Below are 12449 nucleotides of genomic sequence, written 5' to 3'. Positions count from 1 at the left end.
ATCAAACTTATTATCTATAATTAGATACTCCTGTATCATTCAACGAAGCTCTTTCGTATGGTAAAATAGAAAGTACTTCCCGCTCCTAGTCTACTTATTTAACGATAATCTTTAGCTGAATTTAAAAAGTATATTAAGTAAACTATTTGCTATCTTCTTATAAAAGCCCCCTAAACATTAATCAGAGAAGTTTCACACTCTGTATTTATCTTTCTAGTAACAATAATTCTATTCTTATTATAAACTCTGTTACTATATTAATACCATTCGATTAGCTATTAAGCTATAAAGTATTAATACATTTTCCTCCTTATACTATTAATCTATTCTTTATATAAATTTTAAATGTTATCAAATAAAAAAGCCTTCCAAAATTTGGAAGGCTTTTTTAGCTTTTATATGCTATTTATTAGGTTGGTTCTTCACCGTCTAATAATGGCGTAGTTTGTAATACGAAATCTTGTCCGTGTACATATTCACCGTTTTCATCAGTCTTACTGTAGTCATAAGCCCATCTGTGAACTTCTGGAATAGCTCCTGGCCAGTTTCCGTGGATATGTTCTACTGGTGTAGTCCATTCTAATGTATTAGCTTTCCATGGATTTTGTGTTGCTTTTTGTCCTCTATAGATTGAAATAAAGAAGTTAGCTAAGAATATTAATTGAGCTGCTCCTCCAATTATAGCCATTACCGTCATGAATACGTTAATTTCTACTAAATCATCAAACATTGGGAAGTTTGTATTTGTATAATAACGACGTGGTAAACCTGCTAATCCAACAAAGTGCATTGGGAAGAATACTCCATACGCTGTAATAATTGTTAACCAGAAGTGCCAGTATCCTAATGTTTTATTCATCATTCTACCATACATCTTAGGGAACCAGTGATATACACCAGCAAACATTCCTAATAATGCAGATACACCCATTACTAAGTGGAAGTGTGCTACCACAAAGTATGTATCATGAACATTAATATCTAATGCTGAATCTCCTAATACTAATCCTGTTAAACCTCCTGTTACGAAAGTAGAAACTAATCCAATAGAGAATAGCATAGCCGGATTTAACTGTAAGTTACCTTTCCATAATGTAGTTACATAGTTAAATGCTTTTACAGCTGATGGAATTGCAATTAATACTGTTGTAAACGTAAATACCGAACCTAAGAATGGATTCATTCCTGAGATAAACATGTGGTGTCCCCATACAATTGTTGATAAGAATGCAATTGCCATAATTGATCCAATCATTGCGCGGTAACCGAAAATTGGTTTACGTGCATTTGTAGAGATTACTTCAGATGTTAATCCTAATGCTGGTAATAATATAATATATACTTCAGGGTGACCTAAGAACCAGAATAAGTGTTCAAATAATACTGGTGATCCTCCTTGGTAATGTAATACTTCTCCTGAAATAAAGATATCCGATAAATAGAATGATGTTCCAAAGCTTCTATCGAATATTAATAATAAAGCTGCAGATAATAATACTGGAAATGAAATAACACCAATAATTGCTGTAATAAAGAATGCCCACATTGTTAATGGCAATCTTGTCATTTTCATTCCTTTTGTACGCAAGTTTAATATAGTAACAATATAGTTCAATGATCCAATTAACGAAGAAGCAATGAATATTGCCATAGACACTAACCATAATGTCATACCTGTACCTGAACCTGGAATTGCTTGTGGTAACGCAGATAATGGAGGATAAATAGTCCATCCTGCAGATGCTGGTCCTGCTTCAACAAACAATGATATAACCATTACTACTGATGATAAGAAAAATAACCAGTAAGAAACCATGTTTAAGAAACCAGAAGCCATATCACGTGCTCCAATCTGTAATGGAATTAGTAAGTTTGAAAAGGTACCACTTAAACCTGCTGTTAATACAAAGAATACCATTATTGTACCGTGTATTGTTACCAATGCTAAGTACATATCTGGGTTCATAATACCATCTGTTTGATGGTTTCCTAAAAATGCTTCAATTATTGAGAATGAAGTATCTGGCCATGCAATTTGCAAACGAAATAACATAGACATAAAACCTCCAATGATACCCATGAATATACCTGTAACAAGGAACTGCTTCGAAATCATTTTGTGATCTGTACTGAAGATATATTTAGTTACAAATGTTTCTTTGTGATGATGATCTGACATAATCTATCTTTTATATAACTTTTTTGAAAAAATCTTATTTAATAACTTGAGCTAATGTTTTTTGCTCTGATAACCACTTCTTGTATTCAGCTTCTTCAACAACAGTAATTTTCATTTGCATGTTGTAGTGAGATGCTCCACAAATTTTGTTACATAACAATAAGTAGTTGAATTCATAAGGCTCTTCACCTTTAGCTCTTCTAATTTTGTTAATTCCTTCAGTTTTCGCTATTACTTCAGAATTTTGACGCATTTCTTCTGTAGTATACTTCGGTGTAAATGCAAACTGAGTAATCATACCTGGAACACAGTTCATTTGTGCTCTAAAGTGTGGCATGTACGCAGAGTGTAATACATCTTGTGAACGGAATTTAAATAATATTTTCTTTCCTTTCGGTAATACTAATTCAGTAACTTTTTTATCGTCTTGTGATTTAGGGTCTGACATATCAACTCCCATAGAGTTAATTCCTTTAATGAAATTTACATTCCCTAATCCTAACTCATTATCAGCTCCTGCATAACGCGCTTGCCAATCGAATTGTCTTGAGTATACTTCAATTTCAATTGGGTTTTCATCGGCTCCAACATACATAATGTTGTTCCAAGCCCATAATCCATAACCAATTAATAATACAATTGTTACTGCTGGAATAGATGTCCATAAAAGTTCTAATTTATGGCTATCAGCATAAAACAATGCCTTTTTGTCTTTATTTCCTCTATACTTATAAGTGAAGAAGAAAATTAAGAACTGCATTCCAAATTGAACTATTCCAATTAACCAAAATGTAATGTTGAATAAGTTATCATCATGTTCTCCTTCTATAGAAGCAGATTCTGGTAACATTATTACATTCATTGCGATTAAACAGTAAATCATCATTGCATATAAGAAAGCTAAGAATCCTAAAGCTAATTTACCTTGTGTTTCGTTGTCTTTATCTGTAGCAATTACAGAACGGAAATTCATGATACGAGTAATTTGCCAAAAACTTACTCCTATTGCAACTGCTATGAAAATATAAAATAAAGCGAGCATATTATCTAAACTATTTGTTTATTAATTCTAATTATTAATGATGATTACTATCTTCTCCTCTGTGTTCGATATTATAGTAATGGAAAGTTTCACTCTCGTGTAAGAATGGGTTTCCTTTTGCTACTGGATCTGCTTTTGCAAATGCATTGAACGTTGCGAAAATAAACAATCCTACGAAGAATAAGATTGCACTAATTTCTCCAACTCCAAATCCGTATTGAGCTCCTACAGTACCAGGCATAATCATTACGAATAAATCTAAGTAGTGACCTGCTAATATTACTACTCCTCCTAACACTACAAACCAAGGTACACTCTTAAAGTCACTGTTGATTAATAATAATACAGGGAAGATGAAGTTCATTACTACCATTGCTAAGAATGGTACTTTGTATTCGTTAAAACGCAATAAGTAATATGTAGTTTCCTCTGGCATATCTGCATACCAAATTAACATAAACTGTGCAAACCATAAGTAAGTCCAGAATACAGAGAAACCAAACATATATTTAGCTAAATCGTGAATATGGCTATCGTTAACTAATGGTAAATATCCTTTAGAACGTAAGTAAATTGTTACAAAAGCAATTACAGTTAAAGCTGATACTAAGAAAGTAGCTAATACATACCATCCGAATAATGTTGAGAACCAGTGTGGGTCAATTCCCATAATCCAATCCCAAGCCATCATAGACTCTGTAATCATAAAGAAAAATAAGAAGATTACAGATATGTTATAATTTCTCTTGTGTAATTTTAAATCACCATTATCTTGTTGGATAGATCCTTTTCTGATAATAAAACGGTAAGCATTCCATACTAATAAGTAGAAGATACTTCTAATTAACCATCCTGGTGTATTTAAGTACCATTTCTTTCCATCTATAATTGGATCGTAGTTTGGACTTGTAGGATCTACAACACCCTCTCCCATCCATGGAAATAAGTGATTGATGTGCATTGCTGTAGCAATTAAGAACAATAACATAATTGCACTTACATAGTGCATGTTTGCAGTTATTGCTTCCATTACTCTAAATAACACTACAGACCATCCTGCTTGTGCTACTCTTTGAATTGCATAGAAAGCTAATACTAATAATGTTACTCCTAAGAAGAATAATAACGCTACGAAGAAAGCTGCCCAAGGTCTGTTTTGCATTTGGTGAAAAGCGTGTTCTGCATGTGCATCTCCGTGATCTTCACCATGTGCATTAGTTGCATGAGCATCTTTTGATGCAACAACTTCTACATGTGCTTCTTTTACCTCTTTTTTGTGAGTATCTTCTGCATGAACAGCTGTACTATCTGCTGTGTGAGCTTCTTCTGTTGTTTCTTTTGCATGTGTAGCAATGCTATCAGCTTCGTGTGCTTTTGCAGCTGCTTCTTCTGAATGTTTTTCAACTTCAGCATGCGCTTCAGTCTTAGCTTCTTTAGCGTGAGCTTTTTCTTCACCATGTGAATCAGCTGCTCCGTGACCACCTCCATGGTGTGCCTCTTGTTTTGCTAAAATTTCTTTTGCTTCTTCTAATGTTTTAGGTGCCGACATAAAACTAGCGGCAGTACCTAAGGCTCCTAAAACCATAAGAGCAATAGCAAGCATTTTTAATTTTCCTGAAAACTGGTACATATCTTAACTATCTATTATAGACTTATTTTAATTCGCTTCTTAATTTTTCTACGTATTGTACAATTTGCCAACGCTCTTTGTACTTTAACTGTGATGCATGAGATCCCATTAAGTTTTTACCATACATAATTACATGGTAAATGTTTCCTGGTGTTAAATCTCTATCCTTGTAATTTGGAATACCATTGAATTTATCTCTTTGCGATAAAACTCCGTTTCCATCTCCTTTTGTTCCATGACAAGAGGCACAGTAAATTCCGTATAACTCTTTACCTTTTTCTAAGTTAACCTCATTAGTAGGTAAAGGGTTTTTTAATTCAGCTTTTGCTTTTTCGTATCCTTCATTTGTATCAGGAATATCATAAGCTACTATACCATTTCTACTTACAGTACCTGCAACTGGTAATCTATCAACCATTCCTCCTGGTGAATTAGCTCCATTTGCATCATAAGCTACAGATACATACATATCTGGCATATATTGTACTTGTGGTTTACGTTTGTTATTACAAGAAGCTAAGCTTGCAACTACAACTAAAGCGATAATTATTTTTAAGCTCTTCATATCTCTTAATTAATGCTTTTCTACTACGTTAATTTCTACAGCTCCTGTTGTTTCTAACAAAGCTTTTAATTCTTCTTCGTTACCGTGAACAGGGATCTCCATTAAGAAGTGATCATCTGTAGTTCTTGGGTCTGGGTTTTCAGCTTTTTTGAATGGCCAAATTTTACTTCTCATGTAAAATGTAATAACCATTAAGTGAGCTGCAAAGAATACTGTTAATTCGAACATAATTGGAACGAAAGCTGGCATGTTAGTAGCCCAAGAAAAGTTAGGTTTACCTCCAATATCTTGTGGCCAATCTGCAATCATAGTATACCATGTTAACCAAATAGCAACCGATAAACCTGTAATACCATACATAAAAGCAGTGATGGCTAAACGTGTTGGTGCTAATCCCATTGCTTTGTCTAATCCGTGAACTGGAAATGGACAAAATACTTCTTCAATATGATGGTGATCTGCTTTTACTTTCTTAACGGCATCCATTAAGATATCATCATCATTATATAATGCGTGAATTACTTTATTAGTGCTCATTGTTCTCCTCTCTTAATTTTTTATAGTTCTCACCTGTTGATTTCAAGATTGTCTTAATCTCTGCTGTAGGAATTACAGGGAAAGTTCTTGCATATAATAAGAATAATACAAAGAAGAATCCAATAGTTCCAATAAAGATACCTACATCTACAAATGTTGGCTCAAAACGCCACCATGTTGATGGTAATTGACCTTTACTTAATACAATTGCGATAATATCGAAACGCTCAAACCACATTCCTATATTGATGATAATTGAGATAATAAAAGACCAAATAAAACTTCTTCTAATTTTCTTAAACCATAATAACTGTGGAGTAAAGATGTTACAGATTAATAAAGACCAAAATGCCCATCCGTATGCTCCTGCTTCAGCTCCAAAAGATAAGTATGTATAATTTTCGTAAGGTGATCCTGTATACCATGCAATAAAGAACTCTGTTGCATATGCTACTGCTACGATACCTCCTGTTACGATAATTACGATATTCATATACTCTACGTGTAAACGTGTAATATATGCTTCCATATTCGTTACTTTACGCATAATACCTAATAACGTTTGTACCATTGCGAATCCAGAGAAGATTGCCCCTGCTACGAAATATGGAGGGAAGATTGTTGAGTGCCATCCTGGGTTAATAGAAGTTGCGAAGTCCATCGATACAATCGTGTGTACTGAAAGTACTAATGGTGTTGCTAAACCTGCTAATACTAATGACACCTCTTCAAAACGTTGCCAATCTTTAGCTCTACCAGACCATCCGAAAGATAATAATGCATATATCTTCTTTTGGAATGGCTTAACAGCTCTATCACGGATTGTTGCAAAATCAGGTAATAAACCAGTCCACCAGAATACTAATGATACTGATAAATACGTAGAGATTGCGAATACATCCCATAATAAAGGCGAGTTAAAGTTTACCCATAACGAACCAAACTGGTTAGGAATTGGTAATACCCAGTACCCATTCCATGGACGTCCCATGTGAATAATTGGGAATAAACCTGCTTGGAATACGGCAAAGATTGTCATTGCCTCTGCAGAACGGTTAATTGCCATTCTCCATTTTTGACGGAATAATAATAATACCGCTGAGATAAGTGTTCCGGCGTGACCGATACCTACCCACCATACAAAGTTGGTGATATCCCATGCCCAACCGATATTTTTACTTAATCCCCATACACCGATTCCTGTTCCTACGGTGTAAAAGATACATCCAAATCCCCATAACATTGCTGCTAAAGAGATATAGAATGCTACATACCAATGTTTGTTTGCTTTACCTTCAATAGGTTTTGCAATATCTTCAGTAATATCATGGTAACTCTTGTCACCAAGTATTAATGGTTCTCTATAAGATGATTCGTAATGAGACGACATAAATCTATATACTTATTAATTTTATTATTAAGCTTCGTTTGTATTTCTAACTTTCACTTGGTACACTACATTTGGTTTTGTTCCAATATAGTCTAACACGTGGAATGCTCTTTTATCTTCTACTAATGGCGTTACTGGATCTTCTGGATTGTTTACATCTCCAAACACCATAGAACCAGAAGAACATGCTGCAGAACAAGCACAAGCATCGTTAAACTCGTCTTTTCTTACTGCTCTTCCTTCTCTTTTTGCTTTTAAGATAACTGCTTGAGTTGACTGGATACAGAATGAACATTTTTCCATAACTCCTCTTGAACGAACAACTACGTCTGGGTTTAATACCATTTTACCGTACTCGTTATTCATGTTGAAATCAAACTCTTCGTTTTCTGCATAGTTAAACCAGTTAAAACGACGAACTCTATATGGACAGTTATTTGCACAATATCTAGTTCCTACACAACGGTTATACGCCATTTGGTTTTGACCTTGACGACCGTGTGATGTTGCTGCTACCGGACATACTGTTTCACATGGTGCGTGATTACAGTGCTGACACATCATTGGTTGGAAAGCAACTTGTGGGTTCTCTGCTGGATTTTCTAAAGCGTCAAATAAATCTCCTTTACTTAACTCTAATATCTTTTCAGTATATCTTCTTTCTACTTCTTGATTCGCTAAACCTGGATTATCAGCTTTAAACTGCTCTAATGTTGGTCTAGTCTTACCATCTTCATCTTTTTCGTACTGCTTATCTTCAACAGTAGATGAATAATAACGGTCAATACGCAACCAGTGCATATCTCTACCAACTCTCATTTCATCCTTACCTACAACTGGTACATTGTTTTCTGCGTGACATGCTACAACACATGCTCCACATCCTGTACATGAAGTTAAGTCGATAGATAATTTGAAGTGGTGTCCTATACTTCTATCATGATCTTCCCATAAGTCGATAGTACTTCCCTCAACTTCTTGGTGATCATAAGAAACCATATATGGTTTATTCCATGTATGCTTAGGATCTAAGTTTTTATTATTTACTTCTTTTAAAGTAGCTTCTTTTAAAATATCGTGACGTCCTGCAAGTGTACTTTGTACCTGTGTACAAGCAAACTTATGCCATCCTGATGTTTTCTCAATTGAAACATTGTATTGGATGTTATTTCCATTCATATAGAATGGGTATGCGTTAACACCAACTTGCATTTCTTTTTTCAATCCTTGAGTTCTACCGTAACCTAACGCTAATCCAACAGATCCTTTTGCTTGACCTGGTTGAATCATTACTGGAATATTTTTAATAGTTACTCCGTTTACTGTTACTGTAGCATAATTACCATCGATTGCTCCGTTATCTCTTACTGGGTTTTCAAAACCTAACTCTCTTGCATCTGAAATAGACATTGTTAAGTAGTTATCCCAAGTAGCTCTTGTAAGTGGATCTGGTAACTCTTGTAACCAAGGGTTGTTTGCTTGTTTACCATCTCCTAAAGCAGTAGATGTAAATAAGTTTAATTCGAATCCTGAAGCTTTCCCTGCTGATCTTGCTAACTCACCTGCTGCTGCAGTTAAATCTACAACAGTTTCTGTTGGTGCTTCAACTTCTTCAACAACGGTTTCTGCTTTGAAGAATCCATCATGTAATGCTTGATTCCAAGATGCTCCTCCTAAAACGTTAGTATTCCAGTATTCTTTTAAAGTATCGTAATAGTTTACAGTACTACCAGACCATTTTAATAATACATCTTGTAACTGACGTGTATTGAATAATGGTTGAATTGTTGGTTGCATTAAACCATAAGATCCTTCTTCAACAACAACATCTCCCCAAGACTCTAAATAGTGAGGAGCTGGTAATTTATATTCTGTAGCATTAGCTGTAGCATCATTTTGAGTAGTTAATGCAACAGATAATTTTAATTTCTTTAATCCTTCAGAGAAATCAGCAGCGTTTGCTAAACTGAAAACTGGATTCACGTTATAAGTTACTAAACCTTTAACTGCTCCAGATTTCATATCAGCAACTAACTTAGCTACTTTTTTATCATCTCCTTGTCTTTTATAAATAGGCTTGTTTACATCGATAATAGTACTCTTTAATGCTTTATTTATTTCTAAAGCGATTAATTGAGCATTTTTATCATTTAATCCTGTAACAACAACTCCTTTTGAACCTGCTTTCATTAAGGCAGCAGCTAAGTTTTTAATCTCAGCATCAACCTTAGTTGCTTTTGAAGGAAGAGATCCTCCAGTTATAGCATTGTAAAGATTAATTAAAGCATAAACTTGTTCAGAAGGTTTTAATACCACACGCTTATCGGCATTTGCACCTGTAAGCGACATGTTACTTTCAAGTTGTACATGGTAAGACATCTTACCGCTGTTTACTTTTCTACCTTTTACATAACTTCCTTCGAAACCACCATGCCAGTCAGCTAAGAAATCTGCTCCAATTGAAGCAATTACTTCTGCTTTACTAAAGTCATAGTTAGGTAAAGCACGTTTACCATACATTGCTTCAAAAGCATCTGCCGCTCCACTTTCAGAAACAGCATCGTATACTACGTGTGTTACATTTGGATAAGCAGTTATAAAATCAGCAATTACTTTTTCAGTAGAAGGACTCGCTAAAGTACCTGTTAATAACACTACTGGTTCGTTTGCTTCTTTTAATCCGTTTAATTTTGCTACAATTTCTTTATCTGCATCTTCCCAAGAAATATTTGCACCACCTTTACTAGGCTCTTTTAAACGTAATTTCTCATCATATAATGATAATATAGAAGCTACTGTTCTTGCATTTACATCTGCATTTGCTTCTTTATTTGGCATCACTAAAATAGGACGCCCTTCTCTTGTTTTTACTAATACGTTTGCGAAATCAAATCCGTCAGCCATAGTAGTTGCATACCAATCAGCAACACCTACAACGATATCATTTGGTTGTACTACATAAGGAATTGATTTTCTTACTGGACCTTCACAAGCTGCTAAAGAAGCTGCTGCTGTTGTAAATCCAACATATTTCAAGAAATCTCTACGTGAAGTTGATGATGTTTCTAACGTTTCTTTGTCACCTAAAAACTCATCTGTAGGAATATCTTGTACAAACTCATTATTACGTAGCGTTTCAACAATAGAACTATCTTTTAGTTCCTCAACACTTTGCCAGTATTTTTTGTTTGAAGCCATTTATATACGTGTTTTTCTACTTTCTAATTGATTAATAGTGGCACTTACCACACTCTTTTCCTCCTAACTGCGCAATTGTTACTTGCTCTACCCCATACTTTTCTGCTAATTCTTTATGAATCTTAGCATAGTATTCATTTCCTTTCAAGTCAACCTTAGTTGCTTTGTGACAGTCGATACACCAACCCATTGTTAATGGAGAGTATTGATATACTTCTTCCATTTCCTCAACTGGTCCGTGACATTTTTGACATTTTAATCCAGCAACTGTTACGTGTTGTGAGTGATTAAAATATGCAAAATCTGGTAAGTTGTGAACTCTTATCCATTTAACTGGCTTTGTATTTCCAGTGTACTCTAATTTTTCTGCATCCCATCCAGCAGCTTCATAAATCTTAGCAATCTCCTTATCTAAATCAGCCTTAACTAAGGTATGATCTTCCATTACTACTTTTGTATCATCCGCTACTTCTGAAATATTCTTATGACAGTTCATACAAACATTTACAGATGGAATCCCTGAATTCTTACTATGCTTTGCTGCAGAGTGACAATATTGACAATCTATCTTATTGTCTCCAGCGTGTATTTTATGTGAAAAAGCAATTGGTTGAATTGGTTGATAACCTTCATCAACACCTACTTTAAACAATGTTCCGAATAAGAAATAAGCTGTTATTAAAGCTCCGAATATTACAGCTAATACATGTAAGAATGTATTTTGCTTAATACCTTCCCATAATTCAGCAGTTTGCCCTAATAAACCTGGTGTTTTAGGAGCTCCTTTTAACTCGCTAATTGTTTTTAATAAACTACCAATAATTAAGAACGCTACAATAATAGCCGCTGCTAAAATGTAAATCAACCACTTTGGAGCCGCTCCTTTTGCGCTAGCTACCTCTATATCACCACCAGGAACATCAGCTTTCTTAAGCTCACCTACAGTAGTATAGTATAAAATATCATCGATATTTTTATCCGTCAACGAAGGGAATGCCGTCATATTCGACTGCTTATACTCTTCAAAAATCTCAATAGCATCTTTATCTCCTGAAGCTCTTAATGCAGCATTGTCTTTAATCCAAGCTTTTAACCACTCGTTAGACCTTTTTTCTTCAACGCCTCCTAAAGCAGGACCTACAAGCTTCTTGTCTAATTTATGACATGAAGCACATAAAGATTTAAATAATTTTTTCCCTTCTTTCTGACGTGCTTCGTCTACATCTCCTTGCGAAAATGCCGAGAAACTCATGAATAATACTAAAAAGAAAGCTAAACTCTTTGCGAGTGTTTGGGTTAATCTGCTGTGATGTTTCACACTTTTCATACTATAAAATATAAGTTTTGTATCTATTTTGGTACAATTTTTTCTATATACAGTTTCAAAAAACAATACACAGAAAGTTGCACAAAAGTACTACTTCTGTCTAAATTGTGAAATGTTAAGAGATTGCTAATTTATAATTTATATTAATTCTAAATAAATAACATTGACAATCTATTAACCAACAAGTCGTTACTTTTGTAAAAAGATTTAAAGAAATGAAAAAACACAGGTTTTTAATAGCTATTATATTGGTTTTCATTGGTGGTATCGTTTCTGCTAATGCTCAATCTAACACCTCTAACAATAAAGAGATTACCTCTTTAATAAAAAAGAAAAGAGCGTATAATAAACTTAATGGTACTGGTTATAGAATCCAATTATACAATGGACTGGAAAGAACAGCGAAAAGCTTAAGAGGAAGATTCAGAGTTGAGTTCCCAGGAGTTTATACTAAACTTTCTTACACGGAACCAGAATGGAAAATACAAGTTGGAAACTATAAAACACGTTTGCATGCCGACAGAGCATTGAATAAAATACGTGAAAAATTCTCTGGAGCTATTGTAGTTCCATTATAGAAT

The 12449-nt window shown here is 34.4% G+C and carries 9 protein-coding genes; 1 reads left to right on the top strand and 8 read right to left on the bottom strand.

Translation table 11 applies throughout. The features are described from left to right. Positions 1–409 precede the first annotated feature (409 nt). Genes Q0958_RS15465 through Q0958_RS15430 form a run of 8 tightly spaced genes read right to left on the bottom strand, consistent with a single transcriptional unit; the run spans position 410 to position 11868 of the window. Positions 410–2179 (bottom strand): cbb3-type cytochrome c oxidase subunit I, encoded by a 1770-nt coding sequence (locus Q0958_RS15465; RefSeq protein ID WP_299124633.1) that lies wholly within the window; start codon positions 2177–2179, stop codon positions 410–412. 34 nt (positions 2180–2213) lie between these two features. Continuing rightward, positions 2214–3221: a cytochrome c oxidase subunit II gene (locus Q0958_RS15460; RefSeq protein ID WP_299124632.1), complete on the bottom strand. Its 1008-nt coding sequence runs from the start codon at positions 3219–3221 to the stop codon at positions 2214–2216. A gap of 34 nt (positions 3222–3255) precedes the next feature. Next, a complete protein-coding gene (locus Q0958_RS15455; RefSeq protein ID WP_299124630.1) occupies positions 3256–4851 on the bottom strand; it encodes a quinol:cytochrome C oxidoreductase in 1596 nt (531 codons plus the stop codon). Positions 4852–4873: 22 nt separating this feature from the next. Then, positions 4874–5416 (bottom strand): cytochrome c, encoded by a 543-nt coding sequence (locus Q0958_RS15450; protein ID WP_175578715.1) that lies wholly within the window; start codon positions 5414–5416, stop codon positions 4874–4876. 9 nt (positions 5417–5425) lie between these two features. Further along, a complete protein-coding gene (locus tag Q0958_RS15445; protein ID WP_150900171.1) occupies positions 5426–5953 on the bottom strand; it encodes a DUF3341 domain-containing protein in 528 nt (175 codons plus the stop codon). Beyond that, entirely contained in the window at positions 5943–7343 is a 1401-nt protein-coding gene (nrfD, locus tag Q0958_RS15440) for an NrfD/PsrC family molybdoenzyme membrane anchor subunit (protein ID WP_150900172.1), read from the bottom strand. The genes Q0958_RS15445 and nrfD overlap by 11 nt, the downstream gene beginning before the upstream one ends. 27 nt (positions 7344–7370) lie before the next feature. Continuing rightward, positions 7371–10541: a TAT-variant-translocated molybdopterin oxidoreductase gene (locus Q0958_RS15435; protein WP_299124627.1), complete on the bottom strand. Its 3171-nt coding sequence runs from the start codon at positions 10539–10541 to the stop codon at positions 7371–7373. Positions 10542–10572: 31 nt separating this feature from the next. Continuing rightward, positions 10573–11868 carry a c-type cytochrome gene (locus Q0958_RS15430; RefSeq protein WP_299124626.1) on the bottom strand — a complete coding sequence of 432 codons (1296 nt, stop codon included), beginning with the start codon at positions 11866–11868 and terminating at the stop codon, positions 10573–10575. Between the two features lie 215 nt (positions 11869–12083). Here Q0958_RS15430 and Q0958_RS15425 point away from each other — a divergent pair, with 215 nt between their 5' ends. Further along, positions 12084–12446: an SPOR domain-containing protein gene (locus tag Q0958_RS15425; RefSeq protein WP_150900175.1), complete on the top strand. Its 363-nt coding sequence runs from the start codon at positions 12084–12086 to the stop codon at positions 12444–12446. Positions 12447–12449 lie beyond the last annotated feature (3 nt).

This window comes from uncultured Tenacibaculum sp. (assembly GCF_947499065.1).
Classification (GTDB): domain Bacteria; phylum Bacteroidota; class Bacteroidia; order Flavobacteriales; family Flavobacteriaceae; genus Polaribacter.
Note: the sequence above shows the minus strand (reverse complement) of the source record. Positions and strands in the feature narration are given on the sequence as shown.

Bases quoted from the DNA above. Each gene is read 5' to 3' on its own strand.
- Q0958_RS15465 (WP_299124633.1), bottom strand. From the start codon at position 2,179: ATGTCAGATCATCATCACAAAGAAACATTTGTAACTAAATATATCTTC.
- Q0958_RS15460 (WP_299124632.1), bottom strand. From the start codon at position 3,221: ATGCTCGCTTTATTTTATATTTTCATAGCAGTTGCAATAGGAGTAAGT.
- Q0958_RS15455 (WP_299124630.1), bottom strand. From the start codon at position 4,851: ATGTACCAGTTTTCAGGAAAATTAAAAATGCTTGCTATTGCTCTTATG.
- Q0958_RS15450 (WP_175578715.1), bottom strand. From the start codon at position 5,416: ATGAAGAGCTTAAAAATAATTATCGCTTTAGTTGTAGTTGCAAGCTTA.
- Q0958_RS15445 (WP_150900171.1), bottom strand. From the start codon at position 5,953: ATGAGCACTAATAAAGTAATTCACGCATTATATAATGATGATGATATC.
- nrfD (WP_150900172.1), bottom strand. From the start codon at position 7,343: ATGTCGTCTCATTACGAATCATCTTATAGAGAACCATTAATACTTGGT.
- Q0958_RS15435 (WP_299124627.1), bottom strand. From the start codon at position 10,541: ATGGCTTCAAACAAAAAATACTGGCAAAGTGTTGAGGAACTAAAAGAT.
- Q0958_RS15430 (WP_299124626.1), bottom strand. From the start codon at position 11,868: ATGAAAAGTGTGAAACATCACAGCAGATTAACCCAAACACTCGCAAAG.
- Q0958_RS15425 (WP_150900175.1), top strand. From the start codon at position 12,084: ATGAAAAAACACAGGTTTTTAATAGCTATTATATTGGTTTTCATTGGT.